The sequence below is a fragment of the Paenibacillus sp. alder61 genome (assembly GCF_020179875.1).
Taxonomy (GTDB): Bacteria; Bacillota; Bacilli; order Paenibacillales; family Paenibacillaceae; genus Fontibacillus; species Fontibacillus faecis.
The window spans coordinates 29,900-50,003 of the sequence record NZ_JAIUDG010000036.1 but is presented as its reverse complement, the minus strand read 5'-3'; the positions used below and the strand labels follow the sequence as shown (position 1 = coordinate 50,003).

The window sequence follows — 20,104 nt, the reverse complement described above, 5'->3', positions numbered from 1 at the left end:
TTAATTCATCAAGAAATCCGGGAGCAACAGCGATCGGAAGAACATTTCACCCGGCTGCCTCTATCCCTCCATCATTAGTTCAACTCATTACGACTAACTGATGTTAAGGTTTTTGCAAGTTTAATGGGGAATGTGCACAAATAGCCGCTCTGGCTTCCGTTAGATTTTCCAAAATGCGATTTTTCGTGAAATAGGCGCTATTATTTCCGCTAGAGTCGTGATATTAAAGCAACGGTTAGCCCGGACTGGAGGTCCGCCAATGAAAGCCGCTTGCGGTCAAATAAATCTATAATGAGACCCAAGCATGGACAAGCCCATTTGAATTCACTCTAAAGCTACCTACCTCAACATCAAAATTCTCCGACCTCAATGGTCAAGGCAGCTTTCATATCGCAAGGTACGTTTTACGGGCATTTTGAGACCAAGGAAACAAATGACGCTGAATTGATCCGTGCCGGTAGGGACAAATTAGTGGAAACGATTGCCGCAGGCCGCCGCAACTAGCGGGAAACCGGGCTATAGACGACATATTAACTGAAGGAGATACCCTACTATGAAAAAGAAAACATCCATTCTATCCTCGATCCTGATCATGGCTTTGACCCTCATCTTGGCCGCTTGCGGCAACAATGCCGCTAAACCGAATCCTCCGGCGCAGTCCGGCAATCCAAATCAAGCCGCCGGAGGCAATTCCCTGGAGCGGATCAAGAGTAAGGGCAAGATGACGATCGGCCTGATGGGAACGTACGCGCCTTATAATTTCGTAAATGAAAATAACGAAGTCGATGGCTACGACGCCGATTTTTCCAAGGAAATCGCCAAGCGGCTCGGTGTGGAAGCCGAATTTGTAACCGGCGAATTTTCCGGTCTGATCGAAGGGTTGAAGCAGGGCAAATTCGACGCCCTGGTAAGCCAGGTGACGATTACCGATGAGCGTAAGCAATCGATTGATTTTTCCGAACCCTATGTGAAGAATGATGTCAGCATTATCGTCAAAGAAAGTAATAACAATATCCAGTCCGTTGAGGATTTTAAAGGCAAAAAGGTGGGCGTCGCCTTGGGCACGAACGATGAGGCTTACCTTCGCGACGAAGTTCTGCCTAAAGTCGGAACGTTTGAAATCGTCACCTACAACGACAATTTGAATGCGCTGATGGATTTGAACAACAAGCGGATCGACGCAACGATCAACAACGTATTCGCTCTAAAACCGCTGATTGAGAAAAATAATCTGAAGCTGAAAACGGTTGGGAAGCCTTTGAAATCCGACTATGCCGGCGTGGCGATGCCGAAGAACAGCCCCGAGTTGAAAGACGCGGTTGACCAAGCCCTCAAGGAAATCAAGGAAGACGGTACACTCAAAACGTTGTACAACAAATGGTTTGGCGTAGATCCTAACTTTTAAGCGGGGTTTATGGCCGAGGGGAGGCAAAACGGATGAAGCTGGTGCTCGACAATCTTGAATATTTGCTGACCGGGGCATTTTTGACACTGCAGATCACCTTGATCTCCATGTTTTTCGGCATTCTCATCGGACTGATCACCGCGATCGCCCGATTAAAAGGGAACCGTGTCCTGCGTGGCATGGCAAAAGGGTATGTCTCGATTATCCGGGGTACGCCGCTGATGGTGCAGATTTTTATCGTTTACTTCGGCCTGCCGGATCTCAGCATCCAATTGAGCCCGATGATGTCAGCCTACATCTCCATGAGTCTGAACGTCGGCGCTTACTTGTCCGAAACTTTCCGGGCGACGATTTTATCGGTGGAACACGGGCAGACCGAAGCGGCCCAATCGCTCGGGATGACGCCGTGGCAGACGATGCGGTATGTGATTCTGCCGCAGGCCGCCCGGATCGCGATTCCGCCGCTCGGCAACACATTTATCGGCATGCTGAAGGAAACGTCGCTCATCTCGGTCGTGACGGTCGTGGAACTGTTCCGGGCGGCCCAAATTCTCATCGCCCGCTATTATGTGGCCATGCCGTTCCTGATCGCGATCGGGATCATGTACTGGGTCATGAGCACCGGGCTGTCGATCATTCTGAACCGGGTCGAAAAACGTTTGTCGAAAGCGTATTGACCCCCTGTTACATGTGGCGAACCCATTCAAGGAGCTGAAGACAAGCATGACTACTTTGCAGGAACATTTGCCGGACGTGGCCAGTCGGGCCAGGGACATGCTGGAGCGCAGCGGGTACGACGCCCTGATCGCTTCCAGTCCCGAGAACGTCTATTATTTATCCGGTCAACCCAGCATGTTTATGTATACGTTCCGCATGAGCGAGGCGGCGTTCGCCGTCGTCTTCCGGGACCCCAACCGCCCTTCCCTTTTGCTGATGAGTGAATTCGAAGCCTCGGGATTGCCGAACGACATCCCGGGCTTTTCGATCCTCACCTATCCGCAGTGGATTGACCTGGACGATCCCTATAGTCTCAACAGGGATCGGTTCCGCGGCGAGCGTCCGGACGCGCCCCGCCCGGACGCCGCGTTGGCGGCGCTGGCCGAGGCGCTCCAGGCCGGCGGGCTCGCGGGCGGCGGACGGAGCGTCGCCGCCGAGCTCAGCGGCATGCGCGCGCCGTCGCGGGCCGCGCTGGCGGAGCGGCTGCGCGCGCGTAAAACCGGGTTCGAAATCGCGCAGCTCCGCGAGAACTGCGCGATTTCGGAAGCGGCCCTCCGCGAGGCCGCGGGGTTGATCGCTCCCGGCGTGACCGCCGCAGAGCTGGCGGCCTCGTTCCGGATCGCGGTGACGCGCCGCCGCTTCGGCTTCAGCGAGCGCTTCACCACGATCTCCGTCGGGCCGCACTTCGCGCCGGCGACGGTATACGGGCCGCACCGTGCGGCTCCCGGCGACATCATCAAATTTGATGTCGGGGCCGACGTGCAGGGCTACGGGGCGGACATCGCCCGTACGTTCGCCCTGGGCGAACCGGCCGATGCCGCCAAGCGTGCCTATGCGGCGCTGCGCCCGGGGCACGACCGCATGCTTGCGCTGGCGGGCCCCGGCGTCCCCATGGCCGAGGTGTTCCGCGAAGGGATGGACGTCATCCGGCGCTCCGGGCTGCCGGACTACAACCGGGGCCACCTCGGCCACAGCATCGGCCTGGCTCTCGCCACGGAGGAGGCGCCGTTTTTCAGCGCCTCCGAAACCACCGTGCTCGAGCCAGCGATGGTCGTTTGTATTGAAACGCCATACTACGGGTATGGCGTCGGCGCGGTGATGATCGAGGACATGCTCCTCATCACCGAGAACGGCAATGCGCGGTTCAATCAACTGACCCGCGACTTGGTCATCTTGTGAGGCGGGCGTACCGGCCGCGCGTCCGGTGCCTCACGTTCCCCATCCTCTGATTCAGACCGCAGACCTCCCAACCGCAGGTGGAGCCCGCGGCGATCAAGGTCTCCCAGCAGGCTTCCGCCACTCCCAACTCAAAAAGGATGCAAATCTGCAGGTATTTAGACCGATTCACGCTTGAATGCGAAAAAAGATGCAAATCTGCAGGTATTTTTAGCAATATTAGAGAAACGAGCCGGTTTCGTCGAAAATTCCTGCAGATTTGCAGGCATTTTGAAATTTGGGTTCCGAACACGAAAAATACTTGCAGATATGCAGGAATTTTTAATCGAGGTTTGTCTGATTCGGCCCCAAATCGGAATCGCGTGGAACAGCAGCAGCTCAAACAGAACTTACGATCTCCCGAAAGGCCCCGGTCAAACCCTTGCCCCCATCATGACCTCCACTTCGCGCTCCCGCAGTCGTTTCACCCACTCCTGCGGGCAGGAGGCGTCGGTTAGCAGCACGGAGACGTTTTCCAGCGGGCAGATTTTGGCGAATGTCGTCACGCCTAGTTTGGTATGATCGGCCACGATGAGGGATTCTTCCGCCCGCTGCATCATCTTGCGGGAAACCGCCGCCTCTTCAAGATCATAGTCGGTCACGCCGTCGGTCAGCGAAACGCCGCCCACCGAAATAAACGCCTTGTCGGCCTTGAATTCGTCCAATGTTCGATGAACAACAGGACCCACGGCCGCTTGAACCTTGGGATCTATCTCCCCACCGGCGAACACGACCCTGCCCCGAAACTCATTTAAAGCGTAATTCAAGATCGGCACCGAATTAGTAATGACGGTTACTTGTGTCCGATCCTTAATCGCCCGCATAATCTCAAGCGTCGTTGTTCCGTTGTCGAGCAAAACCATCTCTCCGTCCTTGATCAGGGACGCGGCGAGAGCCCCGATTTCCGACTTCTCCTGCTGCTGCATCAGCGATCGCTTGAAGAAGGGCGGTTCCGTTTGCTCGACACGTACCCGGACGGCTCCGCCGTAAACTTTTCTCAAGCGCCCCTCCTTCTCAAGCCTTTCCAAATCACGGCGCACGGTTTCCGTGGACACGTTGAGCTGTTTGGCCAGCCTATGTACATGAACCTTGCCTTCCTTATCCAATTGGTCCAAAATGGTGGTCTTTCTATCCTCAAATGTTAATGACATCGCTCTCCCTCTGCTCCTTTTGCTTTGCGCCCAGGCGCTTCTCGTTTGTATTGTTGTGGTTTTTTGTTGTTTTAAATTAGTTTATTCGCCGTCAAGCCGCTTGTCAAACAAAGTCCAACCGCGCCGGATGCTAACAATTTCATTGACAGGTTCCGCTTCCGGGGATAAAATCTCTTAAAACAACAAGAAACAACACAATACAACAGTACAACAATACAACATATCTGCAAGTAGTGAGATATAAAATTGGGAGGAACAGCGGATGAGCCAACGTTTAACTTTTCGGGAAGACGGCACATTTACCATCGTTCAGTTCACGGATTTGCATTGGAAGGACGGCAATGAAATAGATCAGCGCACCCGGGCGCTTATGGAGCTCGTTATGGAAGAGGAGCGGCCGGATCTTGTGGTGTTTACGGGGGACGTGGTTTATACTGGTCCGTCCCCGGACGGAATCGCCAAGTGCGAAAATCCGTCCCAGGCGCTGCGGGAGGCGGTAGCGGCGGTGGAGGAACGCGAAATTCCCTGGGCTCTCGTGTTCGGTAATCACGATACCGAGCAAGGGATAACCCGGGAGGAGCTGATGCAGGTCGTCACGGAGCACCGGCACACTTTGGCGGTACCCGGGCCGGCGGATCTCCCCGGCGTGGGAAACTATGTCCTTGAGTTGGCGGATCAGAGCGGACAGCCTGCGGCCAATCTGTATTTTCTCGATTCGGGGAGCTATTCGAGTCACGAGAACATTCCCGGCTATGGCTGGGTTACGCGGGAGCAAATTCAATGGCTGACTGCGGAGTCGGCCAGATTAAACCCTCCCGAAGCGGCGGTCAAGACGCCGGCCTTGGCTTTTTTTCATATTCCGATTCCGGAGTATCAGGAACTTTGGGACAAGCAGGTGTGCTATGGTCATAAATATGAACCGGTATGCAGTCCGCAGATCAACTCGGGGCTTTTCGCGGCGCTGGTGGAGATGGGCGATGTCATGGGCACGTTTTGCGGTCATGACCACGTGAACGACTACTGGGGCGTTTTGCACGGTATCCGGCTGTGCTACGGCCGGGCGAGCGGCTTCCATACCTATGGCAGGGAGGGCTTCCCCCGCGGAGCCAGAGTCATCCAATTGACCGCAGGCGCCCGCGGCTTTGATACCTGGCTGCGGCTTGAGGATGGCAGCGCCGTCCATGAACAGCCCGAGCACCGGCCGGAATCCATGCCCCAATAACCATTTACTTATCGAAATCGGACAAGATGACTTTTCGTCATATTTTACTTTATAATGGAAATAGCAGTGATATATATGTAATTTGGGATAAAGGGAGGGGAAATTTTGAAATGGCTGCACGCCTATGAAAATGACTTGAAATTGGCATTTGAGGAAGCTGAGGAACGTCTCGCTCATTTTCCAGAATCCTTTCGGCAACCCGCATTGGATTATCTCAACAAGTTCAATGTCTTCAAAGAGAAGTCCTCCAAAAATTATATCTGCTATCTTCTGCCTTATTGGTTGAATCAACCTGCCGGAATCCGTTTGGAAGACAGTCGAAAAATGACGGTCGCCAACATTTTCATCATGTTATACTATCATTTGATTGACGCCGTTATGGATGAGCTCCGGCCTGAAGCGACCGGCCGGCTCCCGATGGCCGAACTGATTTATATGGAATTTACGCACATTTTTAGTAGTGACTTTTCGGGAATTCCCTCTTTTTGGACGTATCACAAAAAATACACCACTGAATGGGCGGAGGCGGTATCCCGGGAATCCTCCTCCGATTTCTTTTATGAGGATCCGGTACGCATGGGACATAAAGCTGCGCCGATTAAGGGTTCCGTAGCGGGGTCCCTGCTGCTGGCCGATCGCGCTCACCTGATCCCTCGTGTCGAACAAGCCGTCGATACCGTATTGACGACGCTGCAGCTGTTGGATGATTGGGACGACTGGGAAAAGGACCTCCGGGAGAACAGCTACAATGCATTGATTTCAGTGATCCAAACGGAGATGAATATCCCTCGCGAACGTCGGCCGACCTCCGAGGAAGTTCAGCAGGGCATTTGGGTCCACGGCGCGTTATGGCGATTGTATGAGCTTGCAAACCAAAATCACGAAGCTTTGAAAGACATTCAAGACATCATACCGGATCTGTTTGCTTTTCACTCCGAACTTTGGACCAATTTGCTGGAGGGAGCCGAAGACATCGATAAAGAGCGTCAGGGGTTATTACAAGCGGGAGGATTAGGTTACTGGCTGTCCAAGAATATGAGGTAATAGTAGATTTTATGCTAGTTTCATGATATATTGATTAGGAAAATATAACCATTTTCAAGAAAGGGTGATCTTATGACAACAGGAGCTCTCCTTCAAAACCAAGTTATTGAAAAAGCATGGCAGGATCCTAGCTTTAAGGCCAAGCTTCTCGCCGATCCGAAGGCGGCAATCCAGGAGGCTTTGGGGGTAACGATCCCGGATCACATTAAAGTAAAGACAGTAGAGGAGAATTCTGACGAATTCTATCTCGTACTGCCTCCAAATCCATCAAAAGTGGTTAAGTCCGACATTAAGCCTAAAGCAATCTGGGGATAAGCCCCTCCGTATTTTGCAGGAGTAGCGACTAGAGTCCGGCATCCGGAACTCACGCATTTTTCAATGCGGGGAACCGGATTACCGCCTCTGTCCCTACTCCTTTTTCACTTGTAAAGCTGATTTTTCCGTTCATAATTTCAATGATGCGGAACGTCACCATAAGACCCAGGCCCGTCCCTTTGGTTTTATTGGAGAAATAGGGTTCGCCCAGCCTGGACAGCACTTCCTCGTCCATTCCTTCCCCCGTGTCTTTGATATGGATGCTGACCTCGCCGTCTTTTTCATAGGCCCAGATTTGAATTTCCCCTTCTCCGTTCAGAGATTCAATACTATTCTTAATAATATTGATGAAGGCTTGTTTAAACTTCGAAGAGTTCCCTTTGATATATAAATCTTGCGGGATATGCACGGAAATCTTGCCGCCCTGCAAGTTGGCCATCGGGACCAGGATGCCTTCGATATGAATAAACTCATTCAGTACATTGAGTTCGGTCACCTTCCCCACTTCCGGCTTGGCAAAGGTCAAGAAGTCGGTAATGATATTCGATGCGCGATCCAGTTCTTCCAGAGCCATGCTTAAATACACCTTGTCCGAGGAATTTTGCTTGGCCATCAGGAGCTGAAGAAATCCTCGGGTTACCTGCAGCGGATTGCGCACTTCATGGGCGACGGAGGCTGCAAGCTCACTAATGATTTCCATTTTCTCGGAGCGTTGGAGCTCGTTGTTGAACAACTCCAGTTGTTTGGAATATTCAACAACCTGTTCATGATTCCGGGTAAATCTTTTCCCAAGAACGATGATCAGGGTGATAACAAAGCAAACGACGCCCCATTTCCATAGATAAAGATCGTAATACGTGGATTTGAAGAAAAACCAAGATATTTCTATCAGCCCGAGAACCGCAAATATAAAAAATCCGATTGAAAATATAGTGGCTTCTTGATTGCCGCGAATCATATAAAATGTAGACAGAGAGATCAACAGGACAAACTGCACAATCATAATGATCCCAAGTACATTCATTGAAGCGAGTTTGTAGTAATCGTAGAATTGATTGCGGCTCAAAAAATTAAAAATCATAAATAGAATGCAAAAGAGGGAGTATCCCATCTGGAATCTTTTAAATTTGGTAATAATCGATTTGTACCCCCGTCCGAAAATGCTTTCGAAAAAACTTGTAAAAGCCGGAAGAAGGACGACTAAAGACAAGTCGAATAATATCACGTAGACATCGCCGTATTTGCCATAAAGCGAATACAAAAACGAAGAATACGTAATCACTAAAATCCCGCTGGATAAGATGACCAAACATAAAGAAAACCAGCTTGATATAAACCCGTTCTTTAAAAACAATGAACAGATCAACATGACTACCGCGATAAAAATCAAGGCACACCCGATTATAAAGTCGGTCATGTTGTTCTTGATATAAGAGTTCTGCATCTCCCTAAAATCGCCGACCAACACTTCGCCCTGCAGCCCGATGCGAGACCCCGAATTGATCCCTACATAAACGGAATCCCCTTCCACCGAGCGATCCAACGGCAGCAGAATGGTATTGGTTTCGTATTTATACTTGCGTTTTGATTCATAAATCATTCCGTCCTGTGCTATAACCACCACATGGGATCCGTAAATTTTCTGAAACAAAAGCGCCGGTGTCCCCGAATCATACTCCGGAATGTTAAACCTTGCCCACATGGCCATGGTTCCATCAGGCTTTTCCGGCGTGAGTTCCCCTTTTTCCACTCTCGTCCATCCCGGCAACCGCTCCAAATCTTCCACGCTCATATTCGGATCGAATCGATCCGCCCAGGTGACTTCCCACTCCTTGATCGCCCGGTCGCTTCCATGCTTGGAATCCGGAACTTCCAGTAAAAATGCGCAAAAAGCCACCACAACCAGTACAAAAATGATGGCTACCGCTTTAAAAAAGGCTTTCATTCCAGCACCCCTGCCAATGAAATAAAGAGCTACTCCAAATATATCAATTCGCTGCGGCAAAACCGTTAACCTTCAATTATATGGAAAATAAAGAACTTTTTTAATGTGACCTGCATCAGAAATATTGTACCGTTAATGATGCGTTTAATCTATGAATACTTTTGTCGATATGCAATTAACTTCCAATTTACTAGTTTTCCAGGGAAGCCGTTCCAGCGAAAAATAGGCCCTGGATATCCGTAGATCAGGAGAATCCAGAGCCTAAAGAAAGATTTTACTATGATTTCAGAAATGTCTGCGGCGCGGGATTTAGGCCATGTCGATGTCGATCCGGATCGCCCCTCCGCCGCGGATGTCCTCCGCAAGACCGCCGGCAATCACGGAACCCTCCAGGTTCACCGTCGATCCGTCGGCTTTATGCACGGCTATGCCGCGAATCACTGCCGCGTCGCTGCCGTAGGTGTCCTTCTTCCCCGGGTTGCGATAGGTGACCTGCGTCTTGCCCAAGAAGGTGAAGCTCACCTCGCCGCGTTCGTCAAACAGCCAGCCCGGCAAAGCGGGGTTGAAGCAGAGCTGCAGTTCGCCGCCGGAAACGCGGAACACCCGCTTGCCCGCCATCATCGTGATCCACATGCTGATAAACTCCGCGGTGGAGCCGCTTAATCGGGCGACGAAGCCCCGGCCGTGCACCTGGGGATCGGGATTGACGCTGGAGGCGATGAACGAGGAATTCTCCAGCGTACTGCGCCCGTAAACCTCCGGATCGAGGAACGGGATGAGCGAGGTCTGGATTTCCTCGAAGAACTGTTCCTTCAGCCCCGCCTTCAGCAAGGCCAACAAATATTTGTAGCTCATGTGCAGGAAGATCGATTCCCGTTCCAGCCATCCCGGCGTAAACGCGCGAATCCGGCCGATTTCATGCGATTCCCCGTCCAGGCTGACCGAGGTTTTGTACATGCGCAGCTTGTCGTCAAACAGGTCGCTGGCGCGAATCAATTCGTAAGCGCGCTCCGCTTCCACCGGGTCCTCCAGCGTCTTCATCCAGCGGGCCGGACCCTCCAGGAAATGAGGCAGCGGGCGGACGGCAAATTTCTTCACCGCCGCTTTAGGCAGCCCGTAGCCACTAATCACGGGTTTCCTCTGGCCGTCCAGCACAGGTTCGTACGCTACGGCTTCAAAGGCGAAGTAGGTCGGCGCGAGCCCGTTCCCCAGCGACACGGCTTCCGCGATCCCGGCGTCGATTTTGTCCAGCATCTGACGGAAAGCCGGAAGCAGATCCGAAAGCCGAAGCGTGCGCTCCTCCCCGGTGATGCCATAACGGATGCTCTCCCGGTAACGCTCGCGGGCCGAGGTTACCTGGTCCCAATAGGAGAAGGAATCCAGTTCGCCGTTTAGATGACGAGAGAGCAGGGCGGTCACGGTCCGCAACAGGTCCGCGATCTCCTCGGGCACGACGATCTCCCGCGAGGCGGCTTCTTCGGCGGATTCCGACACGAACTTCAGCATCCGCTTCAGCTCGAAGGTTTCGCTCATTCCGGAACCGAAGAGGCCCGGCAGCCCGTTCATGGCATCGTTCCAGCCCGGCTTGTTCCCCTCCATCTCGATCCCCATGCCGAAAGGATCGAGGGTCGCAAATTTGACCAGGGAAAGGGACAGCAGCTTCACGAACAAGTTGGTGCGGTAGATCTCTCCGCCGCCGTTGTTCGTTTTCAGCCAGTTCGTACTTTTTGCCGTCAAACCCTGCCGCTGCATTTTTTCCTCATCCAGCACCATGGCCCCGTACTGCCGAACTTGCCCCCCGCTAATTACGTACTTCTCGCTCCGCGGCAAAACTCGGGCCGGGCTGTCAAAGTACGTATAGTCCTGCTCCTCGTACAGCAAAGCGGCCTTCCGATCCGGGAATATATCGAGATAACTGTCGATCAGATCCATATTGTAAGTCCAGTGATCGGACCAGTAACCTTCCCCGAAGGTCGCTTCGATTTCCTGTTCGGCCAGGGACAAAATGCCGGTCAAAAACGCCTCTTCCTCCACTTGTAGAGATACCTGGTGCTGCGCCACATAGGAAATCAGCTTGCCCGGCGTAAATTTCCGGAGACAGAGCTCCCGCAGCTCCTTCCGGGAATCGCCGGCGGCTTTGGCCAGCCATTGTTCCAGCTCCGAAGAACGGCTTTCCGGCACGCGGAAGCTCGTTCCCTCTACGCCGAGCGGATTGTAGCCGTCAGCCTGCATCAGGCTGAAGAACGTTTTGATGTTGAAGGTGCCTACGCGTGGGTTGAAGTAAATGTCGCTGCGACGGTTTTGATTGGCGTCCCGGAAGTTGCCGTTGCCTTGGGAATAATACTCGGGCGCGATCGAGAAAAAGTTATAGTCCCGTTCCAAGTCCCCATGTTTGCGGGAATACAGGTGTATCACGAAGCCCTCTCTGCCATTCTCGAAAATAAACGGGTAACCGCCGCGCAGAAAATTGTCCAGATAGCTCTGCTTGGCGTATGCGTCAAACAGCGGCATCGCTGTTTTCGTGGTCACGTCGGCCGTCAAGGCTTCCGTCAATTCCCGGGCTTCCTTCCGCTTCCGCTCAATATAGGCCGGTACCGCGATCGAAGGGGCCTTCTCATTCAGCCGTTCCACACTGTCGAAGTGACCGATCAGCGTAAAAATACGCTTGGACTCCCCCGGCGCCAATTCCACGGCTGCCCCGGAAAATCCGCACGGCACCTTGTTGGTGCAGTACTGCGTCTGTTCCGCCAGCTCGGACAGCGGCGTCCCGGCAAAGCGCTCGGGATAAGCCAATGACGTATTGCTGCCGAAAATCAGCTCAAAATCGGCGAACGGCCGGATCAGGCTGCCCTGTTCATCGAAGGACAGGTAGAAGTGGCCGCTGCGGATTTCGCTCACCTCCGCTTCGTCGTGCGTACTGGAGCGGTTCCGGTAGTAGGGAATTCCGTTCTCCAGATTTTCGACCTCCATCCAGCTCCGCAGCAGATTGCCGATTTCTTTGTATCCCGCATTCTCCACCCCGTAAGGCAGAATTTCCGGCAACCCGTCGAGTACCTCGAAGCGAAGCGTCCGATCCGAATCGTTCGTGAAGTCCACTTGGCGGACCAATGCCGCATAATCGTCGTTCGGGATATGAAAATAAGTGACTTTCGTGCTTAATCCCTTGCCTTCATGCTTTTCTTCAATGCCGACTTCATTAGCCAGAATCCGCATGCTGCGGTGAGCCTGGGGATCCGGATGCATACTTTGGAACGGCTCGTATATCTCCGAGCTTCCGCTCTCCTTGATAAAGGTTCTGAACCCTTTCAGAGAAACGGATTGATAAGTAATGCTGGCCGGGGAAAATTCCATGATCGGGCTGTTCTTGTCCCGAATCCCAAAACTGCAGACCGCCTGCCCCCGATTGACGTAAAACGTCCACATCGGAATCCCTTTAAGCCCGGCCAGACCAGGCAGGAAGCTGGAAAACGGCTTAGCCTTATCGAACTGTTGAATGACAAAAGCATCCTGCTCAAACCTGTAATTTGACATTCGTATTCCTCCTCCATCTTTGGTTATAAAACTGCTCTCCAACCTTATTCAAATCCTCTTGAAAAATAGCTTGGCGAAAGGGTCGAAACCGGTTTCGATTTGTTTCGAAAAAAAACCAGGGACCGCGTTAAAGCGAACGACAGGACTCCCTGATGACAATTTCTACCGGCAACATAGCGGTTTGCACTCCGCTCCCGCCTTCTATCGTATAGATTAACATGTCGGCTGCTTTGCTGCCAAGTGCATAAGTATCCTGCCGGACGGTGGTTAAGGCCGGTGTCAAAAATTTGACCATTTCAATGTCGTCGAACCCGATCAACGAGATGTCGTCCGGTACGCGGAGCCCCCGTTTTTTCAGGGTCATCATGGCTCCGACCGCAAGGTTGTCCCCGGCGGCAAACACCGCCGTAGGGAGCTCATCCGTCAGCAGCAGCTCCTCCATCGCAGCCTGGCCGCTCTCCATCGTATAATCATAGCTGCCTTGAATCACATACTGGGGTTCGACGGGCAGATTTAAGTTTTCCATCGCGCGAAGGTAACCCTGAAGCCGCTTCTCGCCCGCGAAACTATGCCCGCCGCCGATATGGCCGATCCGCCGGTGGCCGAGCCGATGCAGGTACTCCACTGCCTGCATGGCGCCCGCGATATTGTCGGAACAGATCGTGCTCTTTTGCTCCGACTCCTGATCCAGAAGCACGCACGGAATGTCTGAATCCAGCAGCTCCTGAAAATACGGATCCCCATAATCGGGCAGAATGACGACAACCCCGTCCACACCGCGAATTTTGCAGTGCTCCACATACCCGCTTTTTTTTCCGCCGATATCCTTGGTGACGAACATTAAATCATAGCCCTTTGAAGTGGATACCTTCTTAAATCCTTCGATGACCCCGGCAAAATAAGGATGCAAAATCCCCGCACCCGAAGGCTCGTTAAAAAGCACTCCGATCGTCCAAGAGCGTTTCATCGTCAGCGAGCGGGCATGGGCATTCGGGAGATACCCGAGCTGCTCGGCCGTCTCCAATATTTTGGCACGCGTCTTGGGGCTGACATCCGAATAATCGTTAAACACTTTCGACACCGTGGTCGGGGAACAACCGGCGATTTTGGCAATATCGTATATGGTTACCACTTGAACGTTCATCTCCTGCTTTAGCTCGGAAAACCGCTCCGAGGGTTCTTGAGAAATTGTAGCCGTCCTGCCGCGAAAAAGTCAACAGCCATCGCTGCCCCCCGTTTGCGCCCGTTTTCCCCTTGTTTCATCAAGGCGCCAAGCGTTTAAGAATAGGCAAACAGACCACTAGCGATGAAGGAGGGAAATTCCGTGTACGAGCCTCGGGATCGGAAGGAAGTCAACAGTGTCGATGTGGAGCGCAGGGACGTCCAGGAAAGATCGGAGCCCAGCATGGTTGCGGCAACCTTTATCAAATATGCGGCCTATTTAATTATCTTTTTCGGTTTCCTGTACTTTCTGGTCAAATACGTGTTTCCCAAGTTCTAAACGGCTTCCGGGCCCTATCGAAAAAAAGAGGCTGACCCGATCATCCTTAGAGGTGACGGTGACAGCCTCTTTGCTTTTTGGGGTTTACCGTCGCCGAAAACAGCCGCTCGTTTGAAATTGTCCGATTGGGGTAAACTCCAAGTAAACGTTCTGAAATAAGGAGGCGAAGCAGAATGCCGAATGAACCGAGCCCCAATGCGGGGGAACAAGCCTATGAAAGATATAATTTGCTCAAAGAGTACCGACCCGAGAATGATATTCCCGGAGATGATCTGCTCCCCCACGACACGCGGATTACCCAAAGCTTAAGCGAACCCGGCGACGAGTCGGAAGCCCGCCGTGCCACTGGTGCCGAAGACACCACGGAACCGCTGCCGGACGTTCCGGACGCCGACGCGATCCAGAAGGACAGTCCCGTGGACCCTTCGGCGCCCGATCCGGACGCCATGCACGGCACGGATCTGCTTAACGGCTATGACGGAGACGACAGCGAGTGACTTCGACATTCCCCCATCCCGGTTTGTGCGGGATGGGGATTCTTTATGGAGAAGGACTTTTTCAAGGCATCTACATAACCCCCGCCGGAACAGGAAATCCTTAGTAGTATCGGTTGATGAGAGGCGGTCCTCAGATGGATAATTTTCGAACTCCACACCGCAACAGGCGGTATCAGGCTTATGTGAGCCTTTTGGGCACGACGCAAATTCATTTTAGAAATCCCTATATCGTTGCCTGCTGGTCAATGGCCTTTCCGGGCTTCGGTCATCTGCTGCTGAACAAATATCTTCGCGGATACGCTCTGGTGACCTGGGAAATGTATATTAATCAAAAAATTCACTTGAATTTGGCGATGGTCCATTCCTTTAACGGCCAATTTCAGGCGGCCAAAGAAGTTCTTAACCCCGAATTCGTCATGCTGTACATTCCGGTATACCTGTTCGCCATATGGGACAGCTATCGTACGTCGGTAGACCTGAACAAGGTTTATGTACTCGCCGAACGGGAGAATGCTCCTTTTAATACGTTCAGTATAGGAGCGTTGGAGATTAACTATCTTGACAAGCGAAAACCGTGGCTCGCCGCCTTATGGTCGGCGGCCGTTCCGAGTATGGGTCAGCTGTATCTGCACCGTATTGTACTGGCCGTTTCGGTATTGATCTTCACGATCCTGATCATTGACGGATCCAATTTTATTTTGTCCCTGCATTACTTGATCCTTGGAGATCTTCGGCGATCGTCCGCCGTGCTGGATGCGCAATGGCTGCTTTACTTGCCATCCATGTATTTGTTCAACATCTACGAGTCCTACACAAACGCTGTTGAGAACAACAAGTTGTTCAACAAGGATTTAAAAAACTTTCTGCTGCGCAACTACCAGCCGAAGGGGCGATTTTTCACCATAAGGAGTAGAGTGGATTGATGCAGTTTTTTGCGACGTTCGAGTATTCCGTATTCACCGAAATTTTGGTGTCCGAGCTTGAAGCGAAGGGGATTACCGATATTTACGCGGTTCCGCTCGATGCACGGAAACAAACTCCACGACTGATGGATTCCCTCCACCGCAGTGACGGGGTGTCCTTCCTGGACAAACCTTTTGTCTTTGGGTTCCTGTTCTCCACCATTGGAGCGAGCAAAGGATTCGTATGGACCTGGGGACCCGTCGTTTGGGGCTTGATCGGCGCAGCGGCAGGTATAATCTTCGGACTCCTGATCAGTGTGTTGATGTACTTGTTAAAAGAACGCAAGCCTCGAAGCAGGAGAACGGACAAGAGAGGGAGCGAAATCATCCTGATTGTAACCTGTGAGGATAGCCAATCCGAACTGGTGGAGGATCTGCTTTGGGACCATATGGCGCTGGGGCTGGCCAAAACAAAATGAGAAGGCGGAATCGGCTTTGATATCCTATAAAGAAATCGAACAGTTAAGAGGACAACTTGCGGAGTTGGAGCAGCAGTTCTGGCTTGATCACGTGTTGTTTTCGATCCAGTGGTGGATTTTGCTTGCAACCCTCCTCATTCCCTGGGTCGTTTGGTGGAGGCTCGTAGACAAGCGAAATTTTAAAGTGATCTTGTTGTACGGGCTGATCATTATAGTCCTGATTAACATCATGGATCATACCGGTCTTCAATTGAGGTTATGGTCCTACAAATACAAACTTTCCCCCTTGGTTCCCATTTTGTCTCCTATTGATCTTTCGCTCCTGCCGGTGCTTTATATGCTGATGTATCAATACTTCAGAAGCTGGAAAGCGTTTTGGATCGCCCAGATCGTGGGTGCGGCCGTCTTCAGTTTTGTGGGTGAACCGATATTTGTGGCGCTAGGCATCTACCGTATGTTGAATTGGGAACATTATTACTCCTACCCGATCTATATCGCATTGGCGGTTCTGATCCGCTGCTTCCTCGTATGGTTGCTGAAGAAGAGCAGTGATCGACTAGAAGATAAACGGGCACAGTAAAAAAGCCTGCACTTCGGCAGGCTTTTTGCTCGTCAACGTCCGGACTTAACGGATCATTCCGGAATATTGAATTTTCACATTTGCCTTGACCTGGAATTCGGCTTCCGGATAAAGCTGCTGCCATTGCTTCAGCTCGGTGTTATTGTTCCAGTTCCTGGAAGTATAACGCAAGCCCCAGCCGAAAGGGTCGACGCCGAGAGACTGGACTTTCTTCAGCAGCTTCATGCTATCTTCTTCCCACCGCTTGCTGGCCGCCTTTGAAGCCTCTTTCATTCGGAGGCCGTCCATCTTGGCGCCTTCTTCGTTGGTTTCTATCATCGCTTTGCCGCTGAGCTTGTACGCAATGACGGCTTTCCCGTTTTTCCCCGTCTTGATGCGGTATTTGGGCCTTGAACTCTCCAGATTGTAGTCGATCTTTTGCCCCTCCGCCTCGATATGAAAGCTTGTACGCAAATTCCGGGTCCGCAGTAAATTCAGCATTCTCGTCTCATCCGGAGACAAGATGCTGACCATCTTCTTCTTGTCAAAAAGCGCGACTTTGTCGATCACCAGCATATCCGGCTTTTTCGCCTCAACGACAGGCATCAGGGGATCCATGCCGCGCTCGTTAACCCGTCGATGCAGGTCGAAGGAATAGATCGTCGTAATGAACGGCGATTCCGTCCCTTCCGTCCCCAAGCTTAAGATAAGGGCGTTTCCGGGGAGGCGTTCGCTCTTGGTCTGCATATTCACAACTTCTTTGGCCGAAGGCTTGCCGACCGCGACGTACATAATCAACTGAATATCCCGGCGTCTGGCGGTCCAATCGGTCATCGAAACGATATTATCCCGCGCAAAAGATTCGCCGAACACCATCACCTTGCAGTGACTGAAATCAGGTTCTTTATCGATCTTGGACTTGATTAAACGGATCGCTTCCGGTACGCTTTTCGCGATTTCCGTAATGATTACGGCTTCTTGGCTTCGCTTGGTCGGGTCCCCCTCCGGGATCGCCATTTTCAGCGTCACTTCATACTGATCCCTTTGGTTCGGATCCTCGGGACGGTCGACGCCAATGGCCAGCACGAACGATCGCTTATCGATATCTTTGAACTGGCAGCCCGTCAGCGTCCCGAGCAGCACGATCGCGATCAAGCAGCAAATACCCTTTCTCATGTTCGCCTCGCACTCCTTTTATTGGCTATATAAAGGGCGATCAGCAGCACAAATTCATTGGCAAACCGAATATTTAAAAACCATTGTCCCATTTGAGCCAGTCGGACCTGATTCATAAACGACATCAGCAGCAGCGTCACGATGCAAACGGGAGTCAGGATCCACCAGTCGCCTTTCTTACTTTCCTTTTTCTCATGCCTGGACCTAAATACCCCTTTAAACAACTCCAGTCCGACATGCCAATGAATCGTCATGCTGAATAGGGAAAGCGACAAGTAAGTGGTATAGAACAGGAACAGCACCCGCTCGATAATAAAAAGCTCCATCCGGATCGAATCCGCCGTGGAGAACCAGCTGTAAACATGATCTTCCACTCCCACAGTCCCGTGATAACCGATGGGGACAAGAAAGGTGACCAGCAGAATGACAAAGGCCGTAACCGGAATGACCCATAATAATCGGGTCTTTAAATTGCGAAAATTCCGGTTAAACACCACCAGATTCATATAGCCCGAGAAGATAAAGGTAGCTCCGGCCACCGCAGAATAATTCGGCTTGGTCCATAAATAGGTAATCGTCTGCAATACGGCATCCCAACTGAATCCCTCGCTGGTTAACGATTTGACCAGAATATAGACGATCAGCGGCGTGATCAGCAGCAGGATCGTCTCCAACGCGTACAGAATCGACTCCGACGAAAGCCGCGCACAGATGGAGGAAAGGAGTAGAAACCCGATCATGACGGCATAAGGGGAGATATCCGGGCTGATAAAGCGGAGCGTGATATCCACGAAGGAAAGCATCGTGACGATCGCCGCGCCGAACCAGAATATCGAATAAAGGAGCAATAGCGGGACGGAGAAAACACGCGGGAGATACCGGTTGAAGATTTCCGGCAGTCCCTTCCCCTGAAAACGGGACATCAACCGCGTAAAAGCAAACAAAATGGCCGTTCCCACGACCGTCCCGATAAATATGGCCATCAAGGCACCGTGAAACCGCATCATCACAAGAATCCGGGGCACGAAATTGATGATATTGATCAACGCGTTCATCAGAAACAAATAGTAAATGTATTTGCCGCTAACCATTTCTTCGCTCACCCTTTGACTTGGTTTCCAATACGGTCATTTTCAGATAGGGCCTGCCGAAGCTGCGAATCCCCGAAAGATACAAGATCAGACCGACGACCGAGACGACCATCCCGACCAGCCCGAACGTGATCGCAAACAGGACGATAATGTACTTGATTACGCGAACGGTGTATCCCATCATGCTTAACGGGATAATGAAATTCGAGATCGCGACGGCCGAGACGAGAATAATCATGATATTGCTGACCAGACCGGCCTGAGTGGCCGCTTGACCGAGAATCAGCCCTCCCACCGTCGTGGCCGTAGGACCGATCGCCTTGGGCAGGCGCAAGCTCGCCTCCGTCAGAAACTCCATCATCAGAAGCATCAGGAAGACCTCCATAAAAGACGGATAAGGGACCGCGGCCCGGCTTCCCGCTATCAGGAGCGAAATTTGAACTTTCAGAATTTCCGGATTGTAAGAGGCGAAGGTCACATAAAACCCGGGCAGCGTCAGCGTCATAAACAACCCGATGTAACGGATCACCTTCAAAAACCACCCCACCAAAGGCACCTGGATTTTATCGTCCATGGCCGTAAAGAAGTCGGTAAAGATCGTCGGAGCCAAAATCGCAAACCCGGTCGTATTCATCAGTACGGCGACTTTACCCTCGGCGATATTAAACACGACCCGGTCGGGGCGTTCGGTAACGACCATGGTCGGGAACACCCGGAATTTCTGCGTGGTGATGTATTTCTCCAGTTCACCGGCCGACTGCAAAATATCCACCTTGACGCCTCCGATCTTCTCCCGCATTTCATCGAGCACCTGCCGATCCACCCGGTCGGCATCATACAGAATCGCCACCGTGGTCTTGGATACATTACCGACGGTAAGCATCTCGATTTTTAAGGCGGAGGACTGATATCTCCGGCGAATAAGATTGATGTTCAACTCTATATTTTCGCTGAGCGCATCCCGCGGTCCCTGAACGATCGCCTCGTTGATCGCTTCGCCGATCCCGCTCGTCTCCGTTTTAACCGCTTCGAACAGATAACATTCGGACTCGATCGTAATCACGACATACCCTTTTAGCACATATTCCATCAACTGTTCCATATCTTTCGGCTGGACGGTACCGGGAAAAGAAGCGATATAATTTTTAAAGGCCTGAACATCCCCCATCTCGTAACTCGGGGTAACTATAAACCGAAAAATGATATCGGAATTCGTCAGAGTGCGCATATACTGCACGTGAAACTCGTCGCCCGGCCCCAGACGCCGCTCTTCAAAATCGACCTGTCCCGACATTTTTTCCGCCAGCCACTCATCCGCCGGTTTTTTCGTTTTTGAACTCAAGCCCGGATTCCT

The 20,104-nt window shown here is 51.9% G+C and carries 18 protein-coding genes; 11 read left to right on the top strand and 7 right to left on the bottom strand.

Annotation, left to right across the window (positions count from 1 at the left end; translation table 11 throughout):
* Nucleotides 1-553 precede the first annotated feature (553 nt).
* The 3 genes from LBW89_RS26335 to LBW89_RS26325 are packed head-to-tail and all read left to right on the top strand — an operon-like array spanning nucleotide 554 to nucleotide 3,301.
* Nucleotides 554-1,405: a substrate-binding periplasmic protein gene (locus LBW89_RS26335; protein WP_225040849.1), complete on the top strand. Its 852-nt coding sequence runs from the start codon at nucleotides 554-556 to the stop codon at nucleotides 1,403-1,405.
* Between the two features lie 32 nt (nucleotides 1,406-1,437).
* Nucleotides 1,438-2,082 carry an amino acid ABC transporter permease gene (locus tag LBW89_RS26330; protein WP_225040848.1) on the top strand — a complete coding sequence of 215 codons (645 nt, stop codon included), beginning with the start codon at nucleotides 1,438-1,440 and terminating at the stop codon, nucleotides 2,080-2,082.
* 46 nt (nucleotides 2,083-2,128) lie between these two features.
* On the top strand, nucleotides 2,129-3,301 hold the full coding sequence (locus LBW89_RS26325) for a M24 family metallopeptidase (RefSeq protein ID WP_225040847.1): 1,173 nt from the start codon (nucleotides 2,129-2,131) through the stop codon (nucleotides 3,299-3,301).
* Between the two features lie 410 nt (nucleotides 3,302-3,711).
* Here LBW89_RS26325 and LBW89_RS26320 read toward each other — a convergent pair whose 3' ends face one another.
* Nucleotides 3,712-4,488, bottom strand: a complete 777-nt coding sequence (locus LBW89_RS26320) for a DeoR/GlpR family DNA-binding transcription regulator (protein WP_225040846.1) — start codon at nucleotides 4,486-4,488, stop codon at nucleotides 3,712-3,714.
* A 262-nt stretch (nucleotides 4,489-4,750) separates the two neighbouring features.
* Here LBW89_RS26320 and LBW89_RS26315 point away from each other — a divergent pair, with 262 nt between their 5' ends.
* From LBW89_RS26315 to LBW89_RS26305, 3 genes are all read left to right on the top strand, one after another.
* Nucleotides 4,751-5,710 carry a metallophosphoesterase family protein gene (locus LBW89_RS26315; RefSeq protein ID WP_225040845.1) on the top strand — a complete coding sequence of 320 codons (960 nt, stop codon included), beginning with the start codon at nucleotides 4,751-4,753 and terminating at the stop codon, nucleotides 5,708-5,710.
* 105 nt (nucleotides 5,711-5,815) lie between these two features.
* On the top strand, nucleotides 5,816-6,754 hold the full coding sequence (locus tag LBW89_RS26310; RefSeq protein WP_225040844.1) for a hypothetical protein: 939 nt from the start codon (nucleotides 5,816-5,818) through the stop codon (nucleotides 6,752-6,754).
* 72 nt (nucleotides 6,755-6,826) lie between these two features.
* Nucleotides 6,827-7,069 carry an NHLP leader peptide family RiPP precursor gene (locus LBW89_RS26305; RefSeq protein WP_225040843.1) on the top strand — a complete coding sequence of 81 codons (243 nt, stop codon included), beginning with the start codon at nucleotides 6,827-6,829 and terminating at the stop codon, nucleotides 7,067-7,069.
* Nucleotides 7,070-7,118: 49 nt separating this feature from the next.
* Here the strand turns inward: LBW89_RS26305 and LBW89_RS26300 are convergent, their stop codons facing one another.
* From LBW89_RS26300 to LBW89_RS26290, 3 genes are all read right to left on the bottom strand, one after another.
* Nucleotides 7,119-9,014, bottom strand: a complete 1,896-nt coding sequence (locus LBW89_RS26300; RefSeq protein WP_225040842.1) for a sensor histidine kinase — start codon at nucleotides 9,012-9,014, stop codon at nucleotides 7,119-7,121.
* 309 nt (nucleotides 9,015-9,323) lie between these two features.
* Nucleotides 9,324-12,545 carry a cellobiose phosphorylase gene (locus LBW89_RS26295; protein ID WP_225040841.1) on the bottom strand — a complete coding sequence of 1,074 codons (3,222 nt, stop codon included), beginning with the start codon at nucleotides 12,543-12,545 and terminating at the stop codon, nucleotides 9,324-9,326.
* A gap of 127 nt (nucleotides 12,546-12,672) precedes the next feature.
* Nucleotides 12,673-13,677 carry a LacI family DNA-binding transcriptional regulator gene (locus tag LBW89_RS26290; RefSeq protein WP_148450880.1) on the bottom strand — a complete coding sequence of 335 codons (1,005 nt, stop codon included), beginning with the start codon at nucleotides 13,675-13,677 and terminating at the stop codon, nucleotides 12,673-12,675.
* A gap of 192 nt (nucleotides 13,678-13,869) precedes the next feature.
* On the opposite strand from LBW89_RS26290, the gene LBW89_RS26285 reads away from it, so the two are divergent.
* From LBW89_RS26285 to LBW89_RS26265, 5 genes are all read left to right on the top strand, one after another.
* Nucleotides 13,870-14,046, top strand: coding sequence for a hypothetical protein (locus LBW89_RS26285; protein WP_225040840.1), 177 nt, complete (start codon nucleotides 13,870-13,872; stop codon nucleotides 14,044-14,046).
* Nucleotides 14,047-14,219: 173 nt separating this feature from the next.
* Complete coding sequence (locus LBW89_RS26280) at nucleotides 14,220-14,543, top strand: hypothetical protein (protein WP_148450882.1); 324 nt, start codon at nucleotides 14,220-14,222, stop codon at nucleotides 14,541-14,543.
* 134 nt (nucleotides 14,544-14,677) lie between these two features.
* A complete protein-coding gene (locus tag LBW89_RS26275; RefSeq protein WP_148450883.1) occupies nucleotides 14,678-15,466 on the top strand; it encodes a hypothetical protein in 789 nt (262 codons plus the stop codon).
* Complete coding sequence (locus tag LBW89_RS26270) at nucleotides 15,463-15,924, top strand: hypothetical protein (RefSeq protein WP_412067032.1); 462 nt, start codon at nucleotides 15,463-15,465, stop codon at nucleotides 15,922-15,924. The genes LBW89_RS26275 and LBW89_RS26270 overlap by 4 nt, the downstream gene beginning before the upstream one ends.
* Before the next feature lie 16 nt (nucleotides 15,925-15,940).
* On the top strand, nucleotides 15,941-16,504 hold the full coding sequence (locus LBW89_RS26265) for a CBO0543 family protein (protein ID WP_148450884.1): 564 nt from the start codon (nucleotides 15,941-15,943) through the stop codon (nucleotides 16,502-16,504).
* A 45-nt stretch (nucleotides 16,505-16,549) separates the two neighbouring features.
* On the opposite strand, the gene LBW89_RS26260 is transcribed toward LBW89_RS26265, so the two are convergent.
* Genes LBW89_RS26260 through LBW89_RS26250 form a run of 3 tightly spaced genes read right to left on the bottom strand, consistent with a single transcriptional unit; the run spans nucleotide 16,550 to nucleotide 20,092 of the window.
* Nucleotides 16,550-17,659, bottom strand: a complete 1,110-nt coding sequence (locus LBW89_RS26260; RefSeq protein ID WP_225040839.1) for a Ger(x)C family spore germination protein — start codon at nucleotides 17,657-17,659, stop codon at nucleotides 16,550-16,552.
* On the bottom strand, nucleotides 17,656-18,750 hold the full coding sequence (locus LBW89_RS26255) for a GerAB/ArcD/ProY family transporter (protein WP_225040838.1): 1,095 nt from the start codon (nucleotides 18,748-18,750) through the stop codon (nucleotides 17,656-17,658). The genes LBW89_RS26260 and LBW89_RS26255 overlap by 4 nt, the downstream gene beginning before the upstream one ends.
* Nucleotides 18,743-20,092: a spore germination protein gene (locus LBW89_RS26250; RefSeq protein ID WP_225040837.1), complete on the bottom strand. Its 1,350-nt coding sequence runs from the start codon at nucleotides 20,090-20,092 to the stop codon at nucleotides 18,743-18,745. Before LBW89_RS26250 ends, LBW89_RS26255 begins: the two co-directional genes overlap by 8 nt.
* Nucleotides 20,093-20,104: the final 12 nt, after the last annotated feature.